This window comes from Zwartia vadi, assembly GCF_030410375.1.
Lineage (GTDB): Bacteria > Pseudomonadota > Gammaproteobacteria > Burkholderiales > Burkholderiaceae_B > Zwartia > Zwartia vadi.
Map to the genome: position 1 here is coordinate 76,652 of NZ_JAUHHE010000005.1, position 24,815 is coordinate 101,466.

Sequence of the window (24,815 nt, forward strand, 5' to 3'; positions counted from 1 at the left end):
TTCCGCATAATAAAAGAATGAGGGATTCCCCGCGGTTTTGCCCCTTTTCCACAGTCCGATCACATCAGAGCGGTGGCGATCAACGTCTTATTTTCGCTCAGGCTGCGTTATGATCTTAAGGATTCCATATGAGATTGTGCCTATATTGTGCGTCTAACCCAGATCAAACTTGCGGGATTTAAGTCCTTTGTCGATCCAACCGTGATTCCGACTCCCAGCCAGCTCGTGGGCGTCGTGGGCCCCAATGGCTGCGGTAAGTCCAATATTATCGATGCTGTTCGATGGGTGATGGGCGAAAGTCGTGCCTCCGAACTGCGCGGCGAGTCGATGCAGGACGTCATTTTCAGTGGTTCGGGACAGCGCAAGCCTTCTGCCCGCGCATCGGTGGAGTTGGTGTTCGACAACAGTGACGGTCGGGCAGTCGGGCAATGGGCGTCATACTCCGAAATCGCTGTGCGTCGAGTCCTGACACGTGACGGGACCAGCAGCTATTTCATCAATAACCAGCAAGTTCGCCGGCGCGATGTCAACGACATCTTTTTAGGAACGGGTCTTGGTGCGCGTGGATACGCGATCATCGGCCAGGGCATGATCAACCGTTTGATCGAAGCCAAGCCAGAAGAGCTGCGCGTCTACCTCGAAGAGGCCGCGGGTGTGTCTCGCTATAAAGAGCGTCGGCGCGAAACTGAAAACAGACTGTCTGACACACGTGAAAATCTTGTCCGTGTGGATGATATTTTGCGTGAACTCACTGCGCAGCTTGAGAAACTGGAGTCCCAGGCAGAGGTGGCGCGCGAGTATCGTGCGCTGCAGGCCGAGGGTGAGAGTAAGCAAAACGCATTATGGTTCCTCAAGGAAGCCGCCGCGCACGAAGAGCGCGCGCGTACCCAACAAGAAATCGATCGGGCGCAAACAGAGCTCGAGGCTTCAATGGCGGGTTTGCGGGCAAGCGAAGCCGCGCTCGAAGCGCGTCGCCAAGCCCACTATGCGGCAGGTGATGCAGTCCATGCCGCCCAGGGTCTTTTATACGAATCAAATGCCAAGGTCAGCAGCCTCGAAGCTGAAATTCGTCACGTGGTGGAGTCGCGCAATCGCGTTCAAACCCGTCGTGCCCAATTGCAAGTCCAGATGACGGAGTGGGACGCGCAAAAAGAGCATTGCGTCCTGCAAATACAGGAAGGCGAAGACGAGCTGATGACGAGTGCCGCACGTGCTGAACAAGCGCGCGAGCTGGCACAGGCGGCGCAAGAGGGGTTACCCGATATCGAGGCGCGTGTCAGGCAGGCAGCTGCGCAACGAGAGGAAATGCGCGCCACGCTTGCGCGCTTGGAACAGAGTCTCGCCCTGGTTGCTCAGACTCAGCGCGATTCGGATCGTCAGTTACAAACGCTTGAAATGCGACGCGAGCGACTCCAGCAAGAGTTGCGAGGCGTGGAGACCCCTGATGTGGATGCATTGGAGCGTTTGACAGGCGACAAACTTGTCGCTGAAGAGTCTCTTGAAGAAGCGCAAGGTGCGCTTGCCGAGCTCGAGGACAAGCTGCCCGAGGCTGACGCGCGTCGTGCCCAGGCGCAACAGCAGGCGCAGGCCGAGGCTGAAAGCCTGGCACGCCTGGATGCTCGACTGACGGCGCTGGTTAGATTACAAGAGGACGTTCAGAAAAAAGGCAGTCTTGAGCCCTGGTTGGCCAAACATGAGCTCAGCGCATTGAAGCGTTTGTGGCAAAAAATACAAGTTGAACCTGGCTGGGAAACTGCGCTTGAGGCCGTGCTCAATGAGCGCATGACAGGTCTGGAAGTTCGAAATCTCGATTGGGCACGCGCGTTCGCGAGCGATGCGCCACCTGCGCGGTTGGCTTTCTATCAATTGCCACCCGCGGCGCCAGTTGCCTCAGCGCCTGCCGGGTTCAATCCCTTGACTTCTGTGCTGCGCATTACCGATCCTGAGTTGCGTACATTGCTGCAAGGCTGGTTAGGCAATGTGTATATTGCCAAAGACGTCACCGAAGCGCTTGCCACACGCACCACATTACCTGCTGGTGCCATGCTTGTGGTGCAAGGCGGACACTTGGTTGATGCGAACAGTGTGCGTTTTTACGCACCGGACTCCGAACAAGCGGGCTTGCTTGCGCGTCAGCAGGAAATTGAAAATCTCCAGCGCGAAATCAAGGCGCACCAACTGATCGCGGATCATTCCCGTTCAGCTGTGGCGCAGGCCGAGTCAGCCTGGCAGCAGGTATCGCAGGCTTTGCCACCTGCACGTCAGCGTGTCGCTGAAATCACGCGTCGGCTGCATGATATACAACTCGAACACACGCGCTTGCAACAACAAGTTGAGCAAACCCGCGAGCGTTCGGGACGACTCGAGCAAGATATTGCCGAGGTGATCTCGCAGCAAGAAGAACTGACAGCAGCCAAACTTGAGGCTGAAGCACGTTTTGAAGAGCTCGACGCTGAGCTCGGTACGCAGCAGGAACTTTACTCCGAGGCAGAGATCGCGGGAGAGGCCTTGTCCGAGGAAGCCGAAACTGCCCGTAATCGTTTGCGCGACCAGGAACGAGGGGCACAGGAGGCTGAGTTTGCAGAGCGCGGGATACGCGCCCGGATTGCTGAATTGCAGCGCAATCTGCAACTCGCAACGGAGCAGGCAACACGCGCGCAACAAGAGCTGCTCTCTCTTGAGTCTGAACTCTCCACCCTGGATGCCGCGGCGGCCGAAGCGGGCCTTCAGGAGGCGCTTGAATTGCGTGCGGAACGCGAGGAAACGCTTGGCCGCGCACGCATTGAAATGGATACGCTCGCAGCTCAGCTGCGCGAGGCCGACGAAGAGCGGATGACGATCGAGCGTTCACTCGAACCGCGTCGTGAACGCATCATGCAGCTGCAGTTGCAGGAGCAGGCCGCTCGTCTGGCGACTGAGCAGTTTGCAGAACAGCTTAATGAGCGCCAGGTTGATCGGGCCGAGGTGCAGGCCTTTTTGGCGCAACAAACGGATGAATGGCAACGTCCGGCCTGGTTACAGTCCGAAGTGCAACGCATCACGAGAAAAATTGAAAGTTTAGGCTCGGTGAATTTGGCGGCATTGGATGAGTTGACTGCTTCGCGTGAGCGCAAGAGCTATCTTGATGCGCAGTATCTTGACTTACAGACTGCCATCGAAACGCTTGAGGATGCCATCCGCAAAATTGATCGCGAGACGCGTGATCTGTTGCAGACGACATTCAACGAGGTGAATGGACATTTCGGTGAGTTGTTCCCCAAGTTATTCGGGGGCGGTGAAGCGCGTCTGATCATGACGGGTGATGAGATTTTGGATGCTGGCGTGCAGGTCATGGCGCAGCCTCCCGGCAAGCGCAATACCTCCATTCATTTGTTGTCGGGTGGAGAAAAAGCCCTGACGGCAACGGCCTTGGTGTTTGCGCTATTCAAACTCAACCCCGCGCCTTTTTGCCTGCTTGACGAGGTGGACGCGCCGCTTGATGATGCGAACACTGAGCGCTATGCAAATCTCGTGAGCAACATGGCAGACCATACACAGTTTCTCTTTATTTCCCATAACAAGATCGCCATGCAAATGGCACGCCAACTCGTCGGCGTGACCATGCAGGAGCAGGGTGTGTCGCGTATTGTGGCCGTTGATATCGAATCCGCATTGCAGCTTGCTGCCGAAGCTGCGTGACACTTGAGGCAACACATGAGTGAGTTGCAGATTTATCTTATTGTGATCGGTGCAGCGATTATCGTGCTGCTGCTTGGCTTTAACTGGTTCCAGGATCGTCGCGTCAGGCGTCGGATGCAAGCACAAATGCCTGTGATCGAACAGGATCCGCTGCTTGGCGATTCTCTTGTCGCTGCAGGCGAGCTGCGGCGCGAACCTGGTCTGGGTGGCGTACGCGTGGCAATAGATGACGGCCTTGCGCACTCGGTCAGTCATGCCGCCGAGGAGCATCCCGATGCAGCGTTAGATGAGCAGGGGCCTGATCCTTCGACTGAAGTCGTGATCGAAATCACTTTCCAGGGGCCGATGCTGGGCGAAGACCTGGTGCCGCTGTTGCAGTCTCTGCGAAATGCGGGTCGCAAACCCGTCCGTATGTTTGCTCAGGATGCGGAGGGCCAGCTGGACGCGCGATTGCGTCTCGATGGTCAATACGTTTCTGTGCACTTGGCTGTTTTGCTTGCCAATCGCAGTGGGGCACTGTCAGCGATTGAGTGGTCGCAAATCTGGAATCGTGCACAAGGCCTGGCGGATCAGCTCGAATCCACAATCGAAGGCCCGGACCAACAGTACGTCCTGGATGCGGCTTCCCGTCTGGATGACACCTGTGCCGCGCTGGATACCCAGGTCGGTTTAACGCTGCTGCTTGGGAGCATGCGTCCTGTCACGGAGGTGACTACAGCGGCTGTCAACATGGGTTTTGTTCCGTTTAATGGCGGACTCGTCTGGTTGGGCGACTATGGTTTGGTGTGTTTCACGTTGTCACGCGCGGATGCGGAGTCGTTCGATGCTGGTATGGCAAGTGTTGATCGCTTAAGCCTGCTTCTTGATGTGCCGTGCAGTCCTGTCGATACGCGAGCGTTCGGAAAGATGGCCGAGGTCGGTTTCGAATTAGCGCGTCGGGTTGGAGGCGAGTTGGTGGATGATCAGTTGCGTCCCTTGCAGCCAGGGGCGGATGTGGCGATCGATGAGAAACTTAAAACTCTCTATGCGCAGCTTGAAACCGCAGGTTTTGCTGCAGGTAGCCCACGCGCACGACGCGTTTTTGCTTAGAGCAGGCTCTCGACCATGTCTCAGAGGGACTCGGTGACCGAGCGCTTGCTTTGGTTACGTAGTGAGATTGAGCGGCACAATCAGGCTTACTACGTCCATGACGCACCCGTGGTGAGTGATGCGGAATATGACGCGTTGATGCGTGAGTTGCAGACACTCGAAACCGCTCATCCCGACTTAGTGACTGCAGACTCTCCTACACAGCGTGTTGGAGCTTCCCCGCTTGTCGCATTTGGCAGTGTCACGCACAGTGTCCCCATGCTCTCTTTAGGGAACGCCTTCGAAGACGCTGAAGTCCGGGCCTTTGACAAGCGGATTGCAGACACGTTGCGCGCGGCTGGCAAGCTCGCGCCTTCAGAAGAAGTGACATACTTTTGTGAATTGAAGCTCGACGGCTTGGCCATCAGTTTGCGTTATGAACAGGGCGTGCTCGTGCAGGCTGCCACGCGCGGAGATGGTCAAACGGGCGAGGATGTCACCCAAAATGTGCGTACGATCAAGTCAATCCCACTCAAACTCAAGGGGTCTGACCAGGAAGTCCCGCGCGTTCTGGAAGTGCGTGGCGAGGTTTTCATGAATCTTGCTGACTTTAGTCGCCTAAATGCCGCACAGCAGTCTCGTGGCGAGAAAATTTTTGTTAATCCGCGCAATGCAGCTGCTGGGAGTTTGCGTCAGCTCGATTCGCGTATCACCGCGACCAGACCGTTGAGTTTTTTTGCATATGGATGGGGTGATATCGGAGAGGTTCAATTTCCGCGTCATCGTGACATGCTCGCGTGGATGCAAGCGCTTGGCTTGCCAGTCAATGAAAAACAACATGTACTGGCGCGTGGTGCCGATCAGTTGTTGCAGTTTTATGCCGAGGTGGGCGCACGGCGCGCGCAATTGCCCTACGACATTGACGGTGTGGTCTACAAAGTCGATGACTTAATTGCTCAACGTGTTTTGGGCTTTGTTGCACGCGCGCCGCGGTTCGCTGTCGCACACAAGTTTCCAGCCCAAGAAGCGACCACCGTATTGCTGGATATCGAGGTGCAGGTAGGTCGCACAGGGGCGATTACACCAGTGGCCCGTCTAGCACCTGTATTTGTGGGGGGCGTCACTGTGACCAATGCGACCTTGCACAACGAAACTGAAATCTTGCGCAAGGATGTGCGGGTGGGGGATACCGTCATCGTGCGTCGCGCAGGTGATGTGATCCCCGAAGTCGTTGGTCCGATATTAGAAAAGCGCCCCATTTTCGCTGCTTCTTTTGTGATGCCAAGTGCCTGCCCTGTTTGCGGATCAGCGATCGAGCGGGTGGAGGATGAGGCCATTGCGCGTTGTACGGGCGGACTATTTTGCGCTGCTCAGCGCAAGCAGAGTTTGATACACGCGGCAGGCCGTAAAGCGCTGGATATTGAGGGTTTAGGTGAAAAGCTGGTCGAACAACTGGTCGATCGGGGTCGTATCCATTCTTTGGCAGAGATCTACACATTACGTGTCGATGAGCTCTCGGAATATGACCGCATGGGTCGCAAGTCAGCCGAGAACCTGATCGAAGCGATTGCTCAGGCCAAGCGCCCACAACTGAATCGTTTGATTTTTGCTCTGGGGATTCGACACGTTGGCGAAACCACGGCGCGAGATTTGGCCTTGTATTTCGGTTCGATCGAAGCGCTGATGCAGGCTACCCCTGAAGCGTTGCTAAATGTCCCGGATGTGGGGCCTGTGGTGGCGGGTTCGATCGCCCGATTTTTTGCCGAACCACACAATCAGGAGGTGGTGCGTGCCTTGCGTGAGCAGGGTGTCGAGCCGCAGGCGCCAGAAGCGCAGCGCAGTTCAGGTTTGGCGGGCAAGACTTTTGTACTGACAGGCACGCTACCGACTTGGTCGCGCGAAGAGGCGTCCAGTCGCATCATCGCCGCAGGCGGGAAAGTCAGTGGATCTGTTTCACGCAAGACAAGCTATGTGGTTGCTGGCGAAGAAGCTGGTAGCAAGCTCGAAAAAGCGACTGAGCTAGGCGTGACGGTGTTGAATGAAGAAGGCCTCAAGACATTGCTTGAGGCCTCGCAGTAGCTTCAGTCTAATGCAGGTGAGTCAGTATTACTGAATCTTGGCTTCGCTGCGCAGTTTTGCCTGATAAGCGGCCAGCGCTTGTTCACGCATCATTTGCTCGAGCTCTTTGCGAACCTGATCCAGGGGCGGGAACTCGATTGGACGAACGTCCAAGACTTCGATCACGTGCCAGCCAAACTGAGACTGGACGGGCTTGTCGGCAAGCTGTCCTTTCTTGGTGGCTGCCACAGCCTTGGCGAAGGGCTCGACATAATTGCTGTCTGGCGCCCAGCCGAGCTCACCACCACGTGCGGCACTGCCGGTGTCCTTGGATTGTTTGGCGAGATCTTCGAACTTGGCTGTTTTTTTCTTGAGCTGGTCCTGGATGTCGTTGGCAGTCTTTTCGTCTTCGACCAGGATGTGGCGCACGTTGTATTCAAATTTACCAGCTTCAGCTTTTTTAAGTTTCTCGTACTCGGCTTTGACAGCTTCCTCGGTGATTGGATTCTTTTTCAGGTAGTCGGCCATCAGGGCCTGTACCAAAATGCCTTGACGCGCGAGTTCGAGTTCGATGGCGACTGTGGGGTCCTTGGGGATGCCTGCCGCATCAGCGGCCTGGACCATGACCTGACGGTTGATCAGTTCTTGCTTGATCTGGTCGCGCATTTCCGGGGAGTCAGTCGCGCCACGGGCAACCAACAATTTTACAAATTGATCGACGTTCGCCTGGGTAATTGCTTTGCCATTTACAGTGGCAACGTTTTGAGCATGGAGAGGTGCAACCAGCACAAGTGCGGCGGCGAGCATAACGATACGTTTCATGAATTTCCTTTGGAGGGCGCCCGAGTAGTCAGCGCAAGCGCATGAATCGGGTGTGGGATTAAATCGCGCAAAAGATCATACACCAGCCGATGTTGCGCAATCATCGGTCGGTTGTTAAAACATTCGGCCACGATTGTGGCGCGGAAGTGACTGGCGTTACCTGGATTACCGGAGTGTCCGGCATGCAGGTGAGACTCGTCGACAATGTCCATTTCAACGGCATTGAGCGGGGCCAGCCGCTCTTTGAGCAAGGCGAGGTGAGGATTGGTCACACTGGTCATGGTTTGATTTCCTTGGACTCGGGTGACGCAAGCTGCTCTGTAGGTTCTTCTTGTTGCATATGCTTGCCCAGCCAGATGGATTGGGCAATCACAAAAACAATCAGTAACGCCATCAGGCCAAAGACCTTGAAATTGACCCACTGACTTTCGGTAAACAGACCGGAAAAGGCAACGAATACATTCAGTCCACCCGCGGCCAGGAAAAAAAGTGCCCAGCTCAGGTTGAGTTTGCCCCAGGCCTCATCAGACATCGAAACCTTGGCGCCCAGCAGCTTTTGCATCAAGTTGCGTCCCATCAGGTATTTGCTCACTAGTAATACCGAGCCAAACAACCAGTACAGTACGGTTGGTTTCCATTTGATAAAGGCTTCGTTCTGGAGCCAGAGCGTCGCGCCGCCAAAAAATACGATCACGGCAAAGTTGACCCAATGCATGGTCTCGACGGGTTTGCGCGTGAGCTTGATCCACAGTATTTGCAGGACGGCGGCTGCAATCGCGACGGCAGTGGCAACATAAATGTCCGCAAAACGATAGGCAACAAAAAATAATATGAGGGGAAAGAGGTCGAACAGGAATTTTTTCATGTTTTGACAGGTTCGAACGTCAGGGACAGAGAGTTTATGCAATAACGCAGCCCTGTGGGAGGTGGGCCATCGGGAAATACGTGTCCCAAGTGACTGTCACAGACGTTGCACATGACTTCTGTGCGCACCATGCCGTGAGAAAAATCTGATTCTTCTTTGACGTTTTCCGGATTGATCGGCTCAAAATAGCTTGGCCAACCACAGCCAGCGTCAAATTTAGTGTCCGAGGCGAACAATGCAGTCCCGCAGCCTACGCAGCGATAGATGCCGTACTCACGATGATCCCAGTAGCGCCCCGTGAAGGCGCGCTCGGTCCCTTTTTGGCGGGCAACGTAGTATTCCTCGGGCGAAAGCTGAGCTTTCCATTCAGCGTCGGTTTTATTGATTTTTGGCATATTTACTTGGAGTGATCGTTTTGGAAAAAGTTCTCATGCATAATCATTCACCATGTTAATCGAGTTTAAAAATATCTTTGTCGAACGCGAGGGCCGTCAAACGTTGGCGGACTTGAGCTTAAGCCTGTCTGAGCGTCGCATCGGCATCATTGGTCCGAATGGCTCTGGTAAAAGTACTTTTATTCGACTTATTAACGGTTTATTGCTTCCGCAAGTCGGTCAAGTCTGCGTGAATGGACTAGACACTCGGCATGAGGTTGAAAAGATACGCAGGAAGGTCGGTTTTGTATTTCAAAACCCTGATAACCAGATTGTTTTTCCTGTCGTGAGTGAGGATATCGAATTTGGTCTGAAACGACGTGTACCCGAAGCCTCGGCCAGACGCCTGCGCATCATTGATGCCTTGAGTCAACTCGGTATCCTCCACTTGCAGGATCGCTTGATCCATACACTTTCAGGTGGCGAGAGACAGTTGGTCGCACTTGCCGGCGTGTTAGCCATGCAGCCAGAGATTCTGGTGTTTGACGAACCAACTACGCAACTTGATTTGAGATTGCGCAACCGTTTCGAGCAGCATCTGTCCGCGCTGCCCCAATCTGCCGTGATTGTGAGCCACGATCTGGAGTTGATGCAAACGATGGATCGTGTACTGATCCTTAAGGACGGACGACTAGCGTTTGATGGGCTGCCAGATTCGGCCACATCTTGGTATCGGGAGCACTGCGGCTGATGGGCGCTTTTTATTTTCCCGGGCAGAGTTGGCTCCACCGGATGTCCGCAGGATTCAAGCTCTCGTTACTCATGCTGGCGGGTGCCGGATTGATGGGGGTGCGCGACTGGCGAATTCTGTTGATTGCATTGATCGCTGTGCTTGGTCTCATCCAGCAGTCTGGAGCGCGGCTGGACAAGCTATGGCACCACATTCGTAGCTTAAGTTGGCTCGTATTGGCCATCACTGTGTTTGCGGCAGTGGCGCAGTCACCTCTTGCAGCCCTCGAGGTAGGGTTGCGCATGGGGGCCTTGCTGCTTGGTGCGCTATTGGTTTCGATGACGACTTCAATTGCGCAAATGATGGATGTATTGGTCTGGGTGCTGCAGCCTTTGCATGCTCGCGGCTGGGTCAACAGCGGGCGCGTCGCGCTGGTGTTTGGTCTGACGCTGCGTCTGATCCCTGAGCTTTCAATGCAATGGACGGAAATTCGCGAAGCGCAGGCTGCGCGAGGACTGAAAGCGAGTCCACTTACAATGGGTGTCCCCATGTTGTTGCGGACATTGCGTCGCGCTCAGGATATAGCCGATGCGGTGGACGCCAGGCAGTAGCGCTCGATTGAATATTTCTAATTTTGGATAACGGATGTTGAACACAAAAGATCTGGTATTGGTTGCCCTTTTTACAGCGATGATTATCGTGCTGGGACTGATTCCTCCTGTGCCCGTCCCTTGGGTGCCCGTGCCGGTTACCTTGCAGACTTTTGGTGTGATGCTTGCGGGTTTGATCTTGGGTCCCTGGCGGGGCGGCTTGGTGGTCTTGACCTATGTCTTGATCGCCATGATCGGTCTTCCAGTATTGCCTGGCGGACGAGCGGGTTTGGCCGTGCTGGCAGGTCCAACAGGAGGCTTTCTCTTGGGCATGATCCCGGGTGCCCTTGTGACAGGTTGGCTTGCGGGGCGTTTGCCAAGTGGTCAGGCCTCAGGTGGACAGCAGGGTTGGTCAACCATCGCGCCGCAGGTTTTCAGATACTGGTTGGCCAGCGTTGCGGGAGGTATGCTGGTGGTCTATGCCGCGGGCATCCCCTGGCTGTCGATGGTCACCGGAATGACTTTGAGCAAAGCCGCCTGGGCCATTGTGGTTTTTATTCCTGGCGACTTGCTCAAAGCACTGATTGCAGGTCTTGTTGCACAGCGCGTTCGGCGACTGGCACTGGTTTGAGGATCAAGTTTGCTTGAGCGCCTTGCGACGCTCAAGCCAGGCACTAAACTCGCCCACGATACCGCGACGAAAAGCCAGCACGCAAATCACGAAAATCAATCCGATCACGATCGTGACGGATTCACCCAAACGTTGAAACCATTCAATCCCGGTCCAGCTCGTAAGCGTGGCACCAAGATCGCCGACTTTGTTTTCAAGCAGCACGACAATAAAGGCGCCGATCACCGGACCGACTAAGGTACCCAGCCCGCCAATCAGTGTCATCAGGATCACCAAACCAGACATTTGCCAGGTCGCATCGGTCAAGGTCGCGGAGACAAAAATGAGCATCTTGGTCGAGCCAGCCAGACCGGCCAACATTGCCGAGAGAACAAAGGCCAGAAGCTTGAAGCGGTCTACGTCATAACCAAGTGAGGTCGCGCGGGCTTCGTTTTCACGAATGGCTTTGAGTACCTGTCCAAAGGGAGAGTGAACAGTCCGCCAAATGATGAAATATCCTAAGACAAAAATCACCATGACCAGGTAGTAGAGGTTGAAGTCGCTTTTCAAGTCAATCAGACCAAACAAGGTTCCACGCGGCACACCCTGCAAGCCGTCCTCACCACCCGTGAACTTCGCTTGCAGAAAGAAGAAATACACCATTTGAGACAGGGCAAGCGTGATCATCGCAAAGTAGATCCCGCTGCGACGAATGGCCAGTGCACCCATCGCCAGCCCTAGGACTCCGGCCACGAGCACGCCAAAAGCCAGCCCGACTTCAGTCGGGAAACCCCATATTTTTATTGCGTGCCCCGAGGCGTATGCGGCACTCCCGAGAAAGGCTGCATGACCAAATGAAAGTAGACCCGTAAAGCCCAGCAAGAGATTGAAAGCGCAGGCAAAGAGTGCGTAGCACATGATCTTCATGACAAAAACAGGATAGATACCTGTCAAGGGCACAAGGGCCAACAAGATCAACGCAATGAGATAGCCGAGATTCTGACGATTCATTTTTCTTTTCCGAACAAACCGGCTGGGCGAATCAGCAAGACAATCGCCATGATGATGAAAACGACCGTGCTTGAGGCTTCTGGCCAGAAGACTTTTGTCAGTCCCTCAATGACACCGAGCCCAAGACCTGTCACGATTGCCCCCAAGATTGAACCCATTCCGCCGATCACAACGACCGCGAACACAACGATGATCAAGTTGGACCCCATCAACGGCGAGACTTGAATGATCGGTGCGGCCAACACGCCGGCGAAACCAGCCAGGGCAACTCCGAAGCCATAAGTCAAGGTGATCATCAGCGGGACATTCACGCCAAATGCTTCGACGAGCCTTGGATTTTCTGTTCCCGCGCGCAAGAGTGCGCCGAGTTTTGTGCGCTCAATAATGAACCAAGTGATCAGACAGACCGTCAAGGAGGCCACGACCACCCAGGCCCGATAATTCGGGAGCATCATAAAGCCAAGGTTTGTGGCGCCGCGCAGAGCCTCTGGTGTTGAATAGGGCTGACCGGACGCGCCATAAAAACTTCTGAATAAACCTTCGATCAACAGTGTGATGCCAAAGGTCAATAACAGGCCATACAGATGATCAAGTTTGTAGAGATGCTTGAGTAGAAATTTTTCAATCAGGATGCCAAAAAGCCCTACCAAAATTGGAGCAAGGATCAGCATCACCCAGTAATTAAGCCCAAGGTAGTTCAAGCCCATCCAAGCCAGAAAAGCGCCCAGCATATACAGCGCGCCGTGAGCAAAGTTGATGACGTTGAGCAAGCCAAAAATAACAGCCAAGCCCAGCGACAATATGGCATAGAAGGAGCCGTTTACCAGGCCCAGCAACAACTGGCCTAGAAATGCCTGCAAGGGAATACCAAAAATAGTGATCATCGTCTGCCTACTTCAACAAGCCAATTGCCAGAACAGAGTAATACCCCCGGACAGACCGATTGGTCGCCGGGGGTGGGGTCTGCTTACTTCTTGACGAGCTTGCAGGTGGATTCGGAGAGTTTGGTAAATACTTCCTCACCGGGCAGCACGGCGATCTGTTTGTAATAGTCCCAAGGGCCTTTGGATTCGCTTGGTTTCTTGACTTCCATCAAGAACATATCGTGCACCATGCGTCCGTCTTCGCGGACATATCCATTCTTGGCAAACATATCGTTGACTTTATTGGATTTCATCCATTTCATGACCGTATCGCCGTCATCGCTACCCGTCGCTTTGATGGCATTCAGGTAAAAAGACACGGCTGAGTAGTCACCTGCTTGAATCATCGAAGGCTTACGCTTGACGCGGGCTTCAAATTTCTTGGACCATGCGCGTGTCTCATCATTTTGATCCCAGTACCAACCGTCTGTAAATTGCATACCTTGGGTGGCTTGTAGACCGAGAGAATGAATGTCATTAATGAAAATCAGCAGACCCGCCAATTTCATCGTTTTGCCGATACCGAACTCATTGGCGGCTTTAATCGAGTTGATGGTGTCACCACCTGCGTTAGCCAAGCCCAGGATTTGCGCCTTTGAGCTTTGAGCCTGCAGCAAGAAAGAGGAAAAGTCGGAGGAGTTCAAGGGCGCGCGAACCTGTCCTTTGACTTCACCACCTGATTCCCTGACGACTTTGGCAGTGTCTCGCTCGAGGGCATGACCAAAGGCGTAATCAGCCGTCAGGAAATACCACGTCTTACCGCCTGCTTTTACAACAGCGGAGCCTGTTCCGCGGGCAAGAGCTACAGTGTCATAGGCCCAATGAACGGTGTAAGGTGTGCATTGTGAGCCTGTCAGATCCGATGCGGCAGCACCGATCGCGAAAAATGGCTTTTTCTTTTCAGCTGCGATACCGGCCAAGGCGAGGTTGACGCCGGAGTTTGTTCCACCTACCAGCATGTCGATTTTTTGTTGGTCGAACCATTCGCGGGCGCGTGCCGCGGCGACGTCAGCTTTGTTTTGGTGATCTGCAAAAACGAGTTCAACTTTTTTACCATTGATTTCACCACCCGCGTCGGCAATCGCCATGCGAATGGCTTCGACGCCACCTGCACCATCGATGTCCGAATAGACGCTGGCCATGTCAGTCAAAAAGCCGATACGGATCACATTGTCCGAGATGTTTGCCTGCGCGGTGTGGCCGACAAGTCCGAGGCCCGCCAACATCAGCGAAGCGCTAAGGGTACGAAGTTTCATTTAATTCTCCTGGGATTCGCTGCTAATAAAATATTATTGATTGTGTATGTTTTTAAACGCCTAGCAATTCATTCAACACTGATTGCTTTTCCTTTAATTCATTGGCACTGAAGCTCTCGACGATCTGTCCGTGCTCCATCACATAAAAACGATCAGCGAGGGGGGCGGCAAAACGAAAGTTTTGCTCGACCATGACGATTGTGTACCCCTTGGCTTTAAGCGTGGTGATCATCCGGGCGAGTGCTTGCACAATGACGGGAGCCAGACCTTCTGAAATCTCGTCGAGCAAAAGAAGATTGGCACCCGTGCGCAAAATGCGGGCGACTGCCAGCATCTGTTGCTCACCACCAGACAAGCGTGTACCGGGAGAGTGACGGCGTTCCAGCAGATTGGGAAACATCTCGTAGATTTCCGAGAGTGTCATGCCGCCGCCAGGCACGCCAACTGGAGGAGGCAGCAGTAAGTTTTCCTCGCAGGACAGACTCGCAAAAATCCCGCGCTCTTCCGGGCAATAACCAATCCCCAAGTGCGCAATCTTAAAGGTCGGCATATCGATGGCTTCTTGCCCATGCACGCGCACCGACCCCTTGCGCGAGCCCGTCAAACCTAAAATCGCTCTCAGTGTTGTGGTGCGTCCAGCGCCATTGCGACCAAGCAAGGTCACGACTTCGCCCTTATTGACTGTGAGGTCCACGCCATGCAGGATGTGGGACTCGCCATACCAGGCATGTAGATTTTTGATCTCAAGAGCGATGGTGTTCATCCGTGTGCGCCCTCCAGTTCGCCTTCGGTAGTGCCCATGTAGGCCTCCATCACGGCAGGATTTTTAGAGACCTGAGCATAGGTGCCCTCGGCCAGCACCGCTCCGCGTGCGAGCACGGTGATGGTGTCGGCAATCGAAGACACGACATTCATATTGTGCTCAACCATCAAAATGGTCCGGCCGACGCTCACGCGCTTGATGAGTTGGGTCACGCGGTCAACATCCTCGTGACCCATGCCTTGAGTGGGTTCATCGAGAAGCATCAGTTCTGGTTCCATAGCAAGCGTGGTCGCGATTTCCAAAGCGCGCTTGCGGCCATAGGGAAGACTGGCAGTCATTTCGTCTGCGAACTCGCCAAGATCGACTTGATCGAGCAATTCACGTGCGCGTGCGTTCAATTTGTCCAAGCGCTTGTCACTCATCCAAAAACGAAAGGACAGGCCCGTTTCGCGTTGTAAACCAATGCGGACGTTTTCAAGAACGGACAGATGCGGGAAAACTGCAGAAATCTGAAAAGAGCGAATAATGCCTCGCCGAGCAATGTGTGCAGGCGAGTCGCGCGTGATGTCCAAACCATTGAACAGGATTTGCCCGTTGGTGGGCGTCAGAAATTTCGTGAGTAAATTAAAACAAGTCGTTTTGCCAGCACCATTGGGGCCAATCAAAGCATGTATCTGGCCTCTCTGCACGCGCAAGGACACATCGTTGACTGCGACAAAACCCCGAAATTCTTTTGTGAGTCCACGTGTCTCCAGAATGATGTCTTGCATACAACCGCCCGCCCATATCGTTTTAAGCCTGATAACTAAGTATGGCGTAGATTGGATGAAATACTCAATGCGGGTTTGTCATCGGGTATTAACCCTTAGTCTTTTTGGAGTATTCGCATAGGTCGGCGATTCCGCACTGCGGGCATTTCGGGGTGCGTGCAACACAGACGTAGCGTCCATGCAAAATCAACCAGTGATGGACATCAAGTTTGAACTCGTCGGCGACGAATTTTTCCAGTCCTTTTTCAACGGCCACCACATCTTTGCCTGGAGCGATCTTGGTTCGATTCGAGACTCTGAAAATGTGGGTGTCTACGGCGATCGTTGGTTGACCAAAAGCGGTATTGAGCACGACGTTGGCTGTTTTGCGACCGACACCCGGAAGTGCTTCCAGCTCTTCACGCGTTTGAGGGACTTCACCGCCATGCTTGTCGAGCAAAATCCCGCAGGTTGCGATGACATTCTTGGCCTTTGTTTTGTAGAGACCGATTGTCTTGATATAGTCTTTAAGCTTATCTTCGCCTAGCGCCAGCATTGCCCTAGGTGTGCCATAACGAGGGAAAAATTTCCGTGTCGCGATGTTGACGGCTTTATCCGTGGATTGAGCAGACAACATGACAGCGATCAGCAGCTGAAAGTCGCTTGCATATTCAAGCTCTGTGGTGGGGTTGGGATTCGCCGCACGTAAGCGCGTGAAAATTTCTCTACGTTTGTGTGGGTTCATGCTGAATTGGCACTGCGTCTCGCACGCGCACGCGCGAGAGCAGCTTGGACAGCCGTTTGTTTATCCAGGAGCGTGTTCGGCTCTGCACGGAGCTGTACAGGTGAGCAGGGGGTGGATTTTTCTGGTGCGGGTGATCCCTCGTCACGTCTCAAGCTCAGAGGCGTGCGCTTGAGTCTGCTTTGTCTGCGCTCGTAACGCACACGCGCTTTGTCAGCATCGTTGCGTGTCCAGGTTCGCGCAGGTTCGACATTGACCATTTCGATGCAGTCCACCGGGCAAGGTGCTACGCACAAGTCGCATCCGGTGCAGTCTTGTGCAATAACTGTATGCATCAATTTTGAGGCACCCAGTATCGCATCGACGGGACAGGCCTGAATGCAGAGCGTGCAGCCAATGCAGTATTGCTCATCTATGACAGCGACTTGCAAAGGCACATGGTGTCCGCACGACGTGTCCAAAGGCAAAAGTGGACGATCAAGCAACTGCGCCAAGGCCGCAATACCCTCATCTCCACCTGGTGGACAGCGATTGATCGGGGCTTGATCCAGTGCAATGGCTTGCGCATAGGGGGCGCATCCATCAAAACCACATTTCGTGCACTGTGTCTGCGGAAGCAAACGATTGATACGCTCAGCCAACATCAAAACCGACGGACGAATTCCGCTATCTGGGGGCAAATCGTCGTACGCCAGCGGCGTCCGGAGAAAATACCGTAATGCCCGCAATCTGGAGCGGTGAAATGCTGTTTCCGCTTGGCTGGGATGCCTGAGCAGAGCGTTTGCGCTGCGCGTGTCTGTCCTTCTCCGGATATATCATCGAGCTCGCCTTCAATCGTGAACAATGCGACTGATTTGATATCGGCGGGACGCACGAGTTGTCCGTCAATTTCCCAGGTGCCGTTTGGCAAGTCAAAGTCCTGAAAGACCACGCGGATCGTGTCGAGATAAAAGTCGGCAGACATATCCAGCACAGCGTTGTACTCGTCGTAAAAACGGCGATGCGCTTCTGCATCATCATCGTCACCACGCAGCAAATCCAGATAGAAATCGTAATGCGATTTCAAATGACGGTCCGGATTCATCGATAAAAAGCCGGCGTGCTGCAGGAAGCCAGGATAGACACGGCGTCCCGCACCGGGATACTGAGGCGGCACAGCATGGATCAGTTTTTCTTCAAACCATTCGAATGGTTTGGTGGTGGCTAGACGGTTGACTTGGGTGGGTGAGCAGCGGGGGTCGATCGGGCCGCCCATCATCACCATGCTACGTGGCAGGCAAGGATCTTTGTTTGTTGCCATCAGCGAGATCGCAGCAAGTACAGGAACCGTTGGCTGACAAACCGACATGACATGAACGTCAGGTCCGAGATAGCGCACAAATTCCTGGACATAACGCACGTAGTCATTCAAATGAAAGGGTCCGTCAGACATCGGTACCATGCGCGCATCAATCCAGTCGGTGACATACACCTCATGGTTGGGTAGCAGTGCACGCACCGTGTCGCGCAGAAGGGTCGCGTGATGACCGGACATAGGCGCCACAACAAGCATTTTGGGCGTCGCACGACGTAATTTTTCTGGGATATCTCGTTTGAAATAAATCAGATTGCAAAAAGGTTTGGAGTGAACGGTTTCCTCGGTCACTGAAACAGTTTTGCCGTTTACCTCAGTGGTGGGCAAGCCCCACTCAGGTTTTTCATATTTCTTGCCTAGGCGATGGATCAGCTCGTAGCTTGCGGCCATTTGTCTGGCCATGGGCGTGTAAGCGAGAGGACTGGCAGCATGGGAAAAGAGTTTGGAACCCACTTCGGTGAAGTGTGCAAGAGGCGACATGATGGCCCGGTGCATTTCATGCAAATGATAGAGCATGTGTCATTCCAGATAAGGTCGCAGATAGGCCTATTATCCTCCTGATCTGAAAGCTTGCACGTGTCAAATGCGCGGTGACTTTCTGTGGTGCAGCAAAATGTCGCAAAACCACAACGCAATCAAGGGTTTACCAGTAGTTTTCAACAGCGAGATTGCCGGCGACGCCGCGTCGGCCGGGCGCGAAACCGCGGGCCGAGAGTAAACCGCGCATATCCGTCACCATGGCAGGGTTGCCACACAGCATGATGCGCGCGCGCGCAGGGTCAAGATCAACGCCTGCGCGTTGTTCGAGCTCTCCGCTGTTCAAGAGCGTTGTCAGGCGGGCGGGGCTGAGCCATTGGGGCTGCACCGAGGGGGAGAGGTCACATGTCAAGGGTTCTTGGGATGTGACGGGAAGGTAGATGAACTGGGTGCGCTGGCTGTTATGGAGCGAGGCGAGCGAAAGGAGCTCTTGGCGATAGGCCAGCTCGTTCGCATGACGCACGCCATGGAGCAGGATGATGCGTTTGAAACGTTTCCAGGTGGCAGGATCGCGCAGCATGGAAAGATAAGCCGAAAGCCCAGTCCCTGTCGCGACGAGCCACAGATCTTCTCCATCCACAAAACGCTCTAGCGTCAAAAATCCAAAAACAGACTTGTCAATCCAGAGCGGGTCACCCGCTTCAAGCCTGGCAAGCGCAGGGCTGAATTTGCCTTCGGGAACCACTACTGAAAAAAACTCCAGCAAATCGGCATCGGGCTTCGAGACCATGGAATACGCGCGCCATTCGTTTGGAACGAGATCAGCTGCTGTACCAGTGTTGTCATCACCCACGCACAACCCCAAACGGGCAAATTGACCCGGGATAAAAGAAAACTCCGGGTCGCGCGTGACGGTCACCGAGAACAGTTTGTCGGTGAGCCATTGTGTTTTGCCGAGCACCGTCTGGCGGGTATAGCGCGGTAGGCTGGGCTGCGTGGGTTGATCACTCATGGACGCATTCAGGGGCGGAGTGTGCGTGCGGATTAGCGCTCAAGGTACTTGAGTTTGTCGGGAACACCGTTCCAGTTGTCCGCGTCTTCGAGAGGTTTTTTGGAGCGGCTGATGCTTTTGAAAGTTGGGGAAAGCTCGGCATTCAGCGCGATGAACTTCATCTGGTCTTGCGGGACGTCTTCTTCGGCAAAAATCGCGTTGGCCGGACACTCCGGGATACAGACGGCACAGTCGATGCACTCATCCGGATCAATGACCAGGAAATTTGGGCCTTCACGAAAACAATCAACAGGACAAACGTCCACACAATCTGTGAACTTACATTTAATACAGTTTTCGGTCACGACGTGCGTCATGTGCTTCACCAAGGTGCGATTAGATGGTTATATTTTACCCAAAGCGATGTCGCATGTTCGGGATACCCCTAAGATGTGAGGTGGCTGTGCTAATGTTCAAAAAAATTGCTAAAAACAGCTCATGATCATCAAATCACTTCTGGACACCGACCTGTACAAATTCACCATGATGCAGGTGGTGTTACACCATTTCCCTGCGGCTCAGGTCGAGTATCGCTACAAATGCCGAACACCAGGAGTGAATTTGCGTCCTTATCTGGATGAAATCCGCTCAGAGATTCATAGCCTCTGTCAATTGCGCTTCAACGAAGAAGAGCTGGCTTACTTGCGAGGTTTACGCTTCATTAAGAGCGACTTTATTGACTTCCTCGGCCTATTTCATCTGCCTGAAAAGTGCATCACAGTGACAGAGGGTGCATTGCCCGGGGAAATCGATATCCAGGTCAAAGGGTCATGGCTGCATACCATTTTGTTTGAAATCCCGGTCCTCGCAATCGTCAACGAGGTGTATTTTCGCCGCACGTGTCTCAATCCCGACTGGGAAGAGGGCCGTAAACGGTTGCAGACCAAAATGAAGTTGGTACTCGAAGCGACTGATCTTGACGACTTCAGGGTGGCTGAATACGGCACAAGACGACGTTTTTCGCGCGAATGGCACGAGGAAGTGGTCATTACGATGAAAGCCCAAATGGGCAAGCATTTCGCCGGAACCAGCAATGTCTGGTTTGCTATGCGTCATGGCGTTTTGCCCTTGGGCACCATGGCGCATGAGTATCTTCAGGCCTGTCAGGCGCTCGGCCCCAGATTGCGAGATTCACAAGTTTTTGCGCTGGATACTTGGGCCAAGGAATATCGAGGAGATTTGGGGATTGCGCTATCGGATGTGTACGGTGTGGCAGCCTTTCTACGCGATTTTGATATGTATTTTTGTAAATTGTTTGACGGCGCGCGTCACGATTCCGGCGACCCCTTTGACTGGGGTGAGCGCATGATTGCGCATTACAAAGCCAACCGTGTGGATCCCCGCACCAAGACCCTGATTTTTTCAGATGCATTAACATTTCCCCGTGCGATTGAATTGACCCGTCGATTCGCCGGGCGCTGCAAAACAGCTTTCGGGATCGGTACCAACCTGACGAATGATTTGGGCCACGAGCCCCTTCAGATCGTGATGAAAATGGTGCGCTGTAATGGTCAGCCGGTGGCCAAAGTCTCTGACGCACCCGAAAAAACCATGTGTGACGATAAAGCCTATCTTGCCTATCTGCGACAGGTTTTTGAACTCCCACCCCCCTGATTGAGTCATACCAACTGATGCCTCTGGCATCTCTTACTTTTCAAGGAACAGCAATGAGCAACATTAAACGTGTAAACGTAGGCAAACGGTTATCCGATATGGCGGTCTACAACGGCGTCGCCTATCTGGCCGGTCAGGTTGCTGAAGACACCACTCAGGACGTTACAGGCCAGACCGCACAAGTATTAGCCGCGATCGATGCTTTGCTTGCGCAAGCGGGCACTGATAAAACCCGTATCTTGATGGCTCAGGTTTTTGTTGCCAATATCGTTGAATACGACGGTATGAACAAAGCTTGGGAGGCCTGGGTGCCTGCCGGAAACGCCCCTCCACGTGCCACGATCGAGGCCAGACTGGCAGGTCCTGATTACAAAGTTGAAATTGTTGTGACGGCTGCAGTCTAAAGTCTGTCATTTTCTTACTGTTTAAAAATTGGCGTCGTCCACACCGCAAATCGATCTTAATACCCTGACCGTCGACATGACAGAAGACGATCAGGCCTTGTTGCGTCGGGCGGCCCAGTGGGCGAGCCAAGCCCTTGGAGATCAATGCACGCCTTCTGGTGAGCGCTTAATGGATCATGCGTTAGGCTCAGCGCATATTCTCTGCGGCATGCAAGCGGATCCGGCAACGCGTACGGCCGCGCTGCTGGTGGCCACATCCGAATTGTTGCAACCTGATCTGAGTCCGAGCCGACCAGTCGATCCGATCAAGGATCAATTCGGTCCCGAAATCGCCCGTCTCGTTCAAGGCACGCGTGAACTGCTCCGGCTAAGCAATATTGCCAGTGGTGCAAGCGAAGGCTCTGACGACGCGCCGATGCAAAAGGAAATGTTGCGCAAAATGTTGCTGGCTATGGCGGCAGATTTGCGTATTGTTTTGTTGAGACTGGCATCGCGCCTACAGACTTTGCGCTGGCATGCCAGTGCGAAAGTCCCTTGCAGGCCGGCGCTGGCTCGAGAGACGCTTGATCTATACACTCCCTTGGCCAATCGTTTGGGGATCTGGCAGATCAAGTGGGAGATGGAGGATCTGGCGTTTCGCTTTACCGATCCTGCGCGTTACAAAGAGATCGCGGGACTGCTCGAGGAAAAGCGTGCTGAGCGAGAACAATTCATTGCTGAGACCGTCGAGCAGCTGACCTCTGCACTCAAAAAGATGGGGATCGCGGCCGATGTGACGGGTCGCCCCAAGCATATATACAGCATCTACAACAAGATGCGTCAGAAGAACCTCGATTTCAGCGAGTTGTTTGACGTGCGGGCGATGCGCATCATCGTGCAAACAGAGCGTGACTGCTACAGCGCGCTCGGACTCGTGCATGAGCTCTGGATGCCGATGGGGGATGAGTTTGACGACTACATCTCGCGTCCCAAACCAAACGGCTACCGCTCTCTGCACACGGTCGTTGCCGATACCAACGGTCGTCCGTTTGAAGTGCAAATTCGCACGCGCGCGATGCATGAATTTGCAGAGTTTGGTATGGCTGCGCACTGGCGCTATAAGGAAGGTCCTCGCCCGGGGGCGGGTGATCCTGCGGTCGGAAGCGGGCAGTACGACCGACAGCTAGCCTGGATGCGTCAATTACTCGCCTGGAACACTGAAGCTGCGAAGCGGCCAGGAGGCGGCACAGGGACGGCCGCGGCTTCAACACTGGATTCTGGCTCGGTGACAGAGCGTCGCTCCGCGGCGCGCATAACCAAGCCGCCCGAAGAGCGGATTTACGTTTTATCCCCGCAAGCCCGTGTCGTCGAACTCCCGACGGGTGCGACGCCTGTTGATTTCGCATACCACTTGCATACTGATCTCGGTCACCGTTGTCGGGGTGCAAGGATCGATGGTCAGATGGTGCCTTTGCAAACCCAGCTGCATACCGGACAGACAGTTGAAATTGTGACCACCAAGTCTGGTGGACCTTCACGTGACTGGCTCAATCCCCAGCTTGGTTTTCTGGCTAGTCCTCGTGCGCGCGCGAAAGTTCGCGCTTGGTTTAATGCGATCGAGCTTCAGCAGCGCATCACCCAAGGACAGGCTCTGGTTGAAAAAGAGCTCCAGAGATTGGGTAAAACTGCCGTCAATCTTGAGCATCTCGCACAGCAGCTGGGCTTTGCCCAGGCCGATGATTTGTATGTGGCTGCCGCTAAGGAAGAGTTCAGTTTGCGTCAAATCGACGCGGTGTTTCAGCCCGTTGCGGCTGTGGCCGAGCCGAGCCTGGAGTCCTTGGTTGTGCCCGCTTCGCGCGCCGAGCGCAGCGGGGCAGGGACCAAAAGTGGTGTGCTGGTGGTTGGGGTCGACTCTTTGCTGACTCAGTTGGCGAGATGTTGCCGTCCCGCTCCACCCGATGGGATCTCAGGTTTTGTGACACGGGGGCGCGGCGTCTCGATCCACCGTGCGGACTGTGCAAGCTTCCTAGCTCTAAAGCTCAAACAACCAGAGAGAGTGATCGACGTTACCTGGGGTGAGACCCAGGCTCAGGCGCTTTTCCCTGTCGATTTATATGTACAAGCCCAGGATCGCGCGGGCTTGCTGCGGGATTTGTCGGAGGTGTTTGCCAGATTGCGTTTGAACGTTGTGGGGGTCAATACCCACAGCAAAGCATCGATCGCGTATATGTCGTTCACGGTTGAAATACGTGATGGCACTGAGTTGCAGCGCGTTTTGTCGTCATTGCAAGAAGTTGCTGGCGTGATGACAGCCGTGCGGCGCTCGACCGGCGCCTGAGGGGGCTGAAGCGGGGGCGCTCGGATTGGGGGATTGCCTAGGGCTTTTCCTTTCAAGCACTGGTAAAATCCAACCTTTAGAAAGTATCACGCGCCTGGCATATTGTTGTCGGCGTAGCGCGGTCTGATCTGGAGATCCGGTCTTGAAACCCTATGACTTCCCCGACGCCAAAGGGCATTTTGGCCCCTACGGTGGTGTATTCGCAGCAGAAACACTCATGCAAGCTATTGAGGAGTTGCGTCTGTCCTATGACAAGTACCGCAACGACCCTGATTTTCTGGCTGAGTTTGAATACGAGCTCAAGCACTTCGTCGGTCGTCCGACGCCGGTCTACCACGCGCGTCGATGGTCCGAGGAGCTCGGGGGTGCCCAGATCTGGTTCAAGCGCGAAGACCTCAATCACACGGGCGCCCACAAAATCAACAACAGCCTGGGTCAGGCCTTGTTGGCTCGCCGCATGGGCAAGCGACGCATCATCGCTGAGACCGGCGCCGGTCAGCATGGCGTGGCGACAGCGACTGTTTGCGCGCGCTATGGCATGGAGTGTGTGGTGTATATGGGTAGCGAGGACGTCAAGCGTCAATCGCCCAATGTGTTTCGCATGAAGTTGCTGGGTGCGACGGTGGTGCCCGTGGAGTCAGGTTCCAAAACCCTCAAGGACGCGTTGAACGAGGCGATGCGTGACTGGGTCACCAATGTCGAAGACACCTTCTACATCATCGGTACAGTAGCGGGACCTCACCCTTATCCGATGATGGTCCGTAATTTCCACTCTGTCATCGGTCAAGAGTCGATCGAGCAAATGCCCCTGTACGCGGGCCGTCAGCCCGATTACGTGCTGGCATGCGTGGGCGGCGGCTCCAATGCGATGGGTATTTTCCATCCCTACATTCCTTATGAACACACCAAACTGGTTGGCGTTGAAGCCGCTGGCGAAGGTGTCGAAACGGGCAAGCATTCTGCCTCATTGACGGCCGGTCGCGTGGGTGTGTTGCACGGCAATCGCACCTATGTCCTGCAGGATGAAAACGGACAAGTCTCAGAAACACATTCGGTCTCGGCCGGTTTGGATTATCCAGGCGTTGGTCCTGAGCACGCTTGGCTCAAAGACAGCGGACGCGCTTCTTATGTGAGCGTGACGGACGATGAAGCGCTGGCAAGTTTTCATCACTGCTGCCAAATCGAAGGCATCATTCCGGCGCTCGAGACATCGCATGCGCTCGCTTACGCCGCCAAGTTGGCGCCGACGCTCTCCAAGGACCAAGTCATTCTCGTGAATTTGTCCGGGCGAGGTGACAAGGATATCAACACGGTCGCACAACGTGCGGGCATCGTGCTCTAAGGTTTTAAAGGCTTTTA

Annotated in this window: 24 protein-coding genes; 10 read left to right on the top strand and 14 right to left on the bottom strand. The window is 54.2% G+C overall.

Features of this window, described 5'->3' with window-relative positions; translation table 11 throughout:
• The first annotated feature begins 147 nt into the window (after positions 1–147).
• The 3 genes from smc to ligA are packed head-to-tail and all read left to right on the top strand — an operon-like array spanning position 148 to position 6,825.
• The gene (gene smc, locus QWY27_RS05700; RefSeq protein ID WP_290195590.1) at positions 148–3,678 is read left to right on the top strand and encodes a chromosome segregation protein SMC; all 3,531 of its coding nucleotides are present in this window, start codon (positions 148–150) and stop codon (positions 3,676–3,678) included.
• A 15-nt stretch (positions 3,679–3,693) separates the two neighbouring features.
• Positions 3,694–4,767 carry a cell division protein ZipA C-terminal FtsZ-binding domain-containing protein gene (locus QWY27_RS05705; RefSeq protein WP_290195592.1) on the top strand — a complete coding sequence of 358 codons (1,074 nt, stop codon included), beginning with the start codon at positions 3,694–3,696 and terminating at the stop codon, positions 4,765–4,767.
• 15 nt (positions 4,768–4,782) lie between these two features.
• Positions 4,783–6,825: an NAD-dependent DNA ligase LigA gene (gene ligA, locus QWY27_RS05710; protein WP_290195594.1), complete on the top strand. Its 2,043-nt coding sequence runs from the start codon at positions 4,783–4,785 to the stop codon at positions 6,823–6,825.
• A gap of 27 nt (positions 6,826–6,852) precedes the next feature.
• Here ligA and QWY27_RS05715 read toward each other — a convergent pair whose 3' ends face one another.
• The 4 genes from QWY27_RS05715 to msrB are packed head-to-tail and all read right to left on the bottom strand — an operon-like array spanning position 6,853 to position 8,886.
• Positions 6,853–7,626 carry a peptidylprolyl isomerase gene (locus QWY27_RS05715; RefSeq protein WP_290195595.1) on the bottom strand — a complete coding sequence of 258 codons (774 nt, stop codon included), beginning with the start codon at positions 7,624–7,626 and terminating at the stop codon, positions 6,853–6,855.
• Positions 7,623–7,907, bottom strand: coding sequence for a BolA family protein (locus tag QWY27_RS05720; RefSeq protein WP_290195597.1), 285 nt, complete (start codon positions 7,905–7,907; stop codon positions 7,623–7,625). The genes QWY27_RS05715 and QWY27_RS05720 overlap by 4 nt, the downstream gene beginning before the upstream one ends.
• Positions 7,904–8,491, bottom strand: a complete 588-nt coding sequence (locus QWY27_RS05725) for a septation protein A (protein WP_290195599.1) — start codon at positions 8,489–8,491, stop codon at positions 7,904–7,906. Before QWY27_RS05725 ends, QWY27_RS05720 begins: the two co-directional genes overlap by 4 nt.
• Complete coding sequence (gene msrB / locus QWY27_RS05730) at positions 8,488–8,886, bottom strand: peptide-methionine (R)-S-oxide reductase MsrB (protein WP_290195601.1); 399 nt, start codon at positions 8,884–8,886, stop codon at positions 8,488–8,490. The genes QWY27_RS05725 and msrB overlap by 4 nt, the downstream gene beginning before the upstream one ends.
• A 52-nt stretch (positions 8,887–8,938) precedes the next feature.
• On the opposite strand from msrB, the gene QWY27_RS05735 reads away from it, so the two are divergent.
• The 3 genes from QWY27_RS05735 to QWY27_RS05745 are packed head-to-tail and all read left to right on the top strand — an operon-like array spanning position 8,939 to position 10,816.
• Positions 8,939–9,616 (top strand): energy-coupling factor ABC transporter ATP-binding protein, encoded by a 678-nt coding sequence (locus QWY27_RS05735; protein ID WP_290195603.1) that lies wholly within the window; start codon positions 8,939–8,941, stop codon positions 9,614–9,616.
• Positions 9,616–10,206 carry an energy-coupling factor transporter transmembrane component T family protein gene (locus tag QWY27_RS05740; protein WP_290195606.1) on the top strand — a complete coding sequence of 197 codons (591 nt, stop codon included), beginning with the start codon at positions 9,616–9,618 and terminating at the stop codon, positions 10,204–10,206. Before QWY27_RS05735 ends, QWY27_RS05740 begins: the two co-directional genes overlap by 1 nt.
• A gap of 37 nt (positions 10,207–10,243) precedes the next feature.
• Positions 10,244–10,816, top strand: a complete 573-nt coding sequence (locus QWY27_RS05745; protein ID WP_290195858.1) for a biotin transporter BioY — start codon at positions 10,244–10,246, stop codon at positions 10,814–10,816.
• Between the two features lie 3 nt (positions 10,817–10,819).
• Here the strand turns inward: QWY27_RS05745 and QWY27_RS05750 are convergent, their stop codons facing one another.
• The 10 genes from QWY27_RS05750 to fdxA all read right to left on the bottom strand — a co-directional run bounded on the left by QWY27_RS05750 (position 10,820) and on the right by fdxA (position 19,438).
• Positions 10,820–11,806 carry a branched-chain amino acid ABC transporter permease gene (locus QWY27_RS05750; protein WP_290195608.1) on the bottom strand — a complete coding sequence of 329 codons (987 nt, stop codon included), beginning with the start codon at positions 11,804–11,806 and terminating at the stop codon, positions 10,820–10,822.
• On the bottom strand, positions 11,803–12,690 hold the full coding sequence (locus QWY27_RS05755) for a branched-chain amino acid ABC transporter permease (RefSeq protein ID WP_290195609.1): 888 nt from the start codon (positions 12,688–12,690) through the stop codon (positions 11,803–11,805). The genes QWY27_RS05750 and QWY27_RS05755 overlap by 4 nt, the downstream gene beginning before the upstream one ends.
• A gap of 83 nt (positions 12,691–12,773) precedes the next feature.
• Positions 12,774–13,985: an ABC transporter substrate-binding protein gene (locus QWY27_RS05760; protein ID WP_290195611.1), complete on the bottom strand. Its 1,212-nt coding sequence runs from the start codon at positions 13,983–13,985 to the stop codon at positions 12,774–12,776.
• A gap of 52 nt (positions 13,986–14,037) precedes the next feature.
• Entirely contained in the window at positions 14,038–14,748 is a 711-nt protein-coding gene (locus tag QWY27_RS05765; protein WP_290195613.1) for an ABC transporter ATP-binding protein, read from the bottom strand.
• Positions 14,745–15,518, bottom strand: a complete 774-nt coding sequence (locus QWY27_RS05770; protein ID WP_290195615.1) for an ABC transporter ATP-binding protein — start codon at positions 15,516–15,518, stop codon at positions 14,745–14,747. The genes QWY27_RS05765 and QWY27_RS05770 overlap by 4 nt, the downstream gene beginning before the upstream one ends.
• An 88-nt stretch (positions 15,519–15,606) precedes the next feature.
• A complete protein-coding gene (gene nth, locus QWY27_RS05775) occupies positions 15,607–16,242 on the bottom strand; it encodes an endonuclease III (protein ID WP_290195617.1) in 636 nt (211 codons plus the stop codon).
• A complete protein-coding gene (locus QWY27_RS05780; RefSeq protein WP_290195860.1) occupies positions 16,239–16,883 on the bottom strand; it encodes an RnfABCDGE type electron transport complex subunit B in 645 nt (214 codons plus the stop codon). The genes nth and QWY27_RS05780 overlap by 4 nt, the downstream gene beginning before the upstream one ends.
• Positions 16,883–18,109: a polyhydroxyalkanoate depolymerase gene (locus QWY27_RS05785; RefSeq protein WP_290195619.1), complete on the bottom strand. Its 1,227-nt coding sequence runs from the start codon at positions 18,107–18,109 to the stop codon at positions 16,883–16,885. Before QWY27_RS05785 ends, QWY27_RS05780 begins: the two co-directional genes overlap by 1 nt.
• Positions 18,110–18,236: 127 nt before the next feature.
• Positions 18,237–19,082 carry a ferredoxin--NADP reductase gene (locus tag QWY27_RS05790; protein ID WP_290195621.1) on the bottom strand — a complete coding sequence of 282 codons (846 nt, stop codon included), beginning with the start codon at positions 19,080–19,082 and terminating at the stop codon, positions 18,237–18,239.
• Positions 19,083–19,114: 32 nt separating this feature from the next.
• A complete protein-coding gene (gene fdxA, locus QWY27_RS05795; RefSeq protein WP_290195622.1) occupies positions 19,115–19,438 on the bottom strand; it encodes a ferredoxin FdxA in 324 nt (107 codons plus the stop codon).
• Positions 19,439–19,559: 121 nt separating this feature from the next.
• Between fdxA and pncB the strand changes: the two genes are divergently transcribed.
• The 4 genes from pncB (at position 19,560) to trpB (ending at position 24,798) form a co-directional block, all read left to right on the top strand.
• Positions 19,560–20,735: a nicotinate phosphoribosyltransferase gene (pncB, locus tag QWY27_RS05800; protein ID WP_290195624.1), complete on the top strand. Its 1,176-nt coding sequence runs from the start codon at positions 19,560–19,562 to the stop codon at positions 20,733–20,735.
• Positions 20,736–20,788: 53 nt separating this feature from the next.
• Positions 20,789–21,139, top strand: a complete 351-nt coding sequence (locus QWY27_RS05805) for a RidA family protein (protein ID WP_290195626.1) — start codon at positions 20,789–20,791, stop codon at positions 21,137–21,139.
• Positions 21,140–21,215: 76 nt separating this feature from the next.
• Entirely contained in the window at positions 21,216–23,456 is a 2,241-nt protein-coding gene (locus tag QWY27_RS05810; RefSeq protein WP_290195628.1) for a RelA/SpoT family protein, read from the top strand.
• A 142-nt stretch (positions 23,457–23,598) separates the two neighbouring features.
• Positions 23,599–24,798 (top strand): tryptophan synthase subunit beta, encoded by a 1,200-nt coding sequence (gene trpB / locus QWY27_RS05815; protein ID WP_290195629.1) that lies wholly within the window; start codon positions 23,599–23,601, stop codon positions 24,796–24,798.
• Positions 24,799–24,815: the final 17 nt, after the last annotated feature.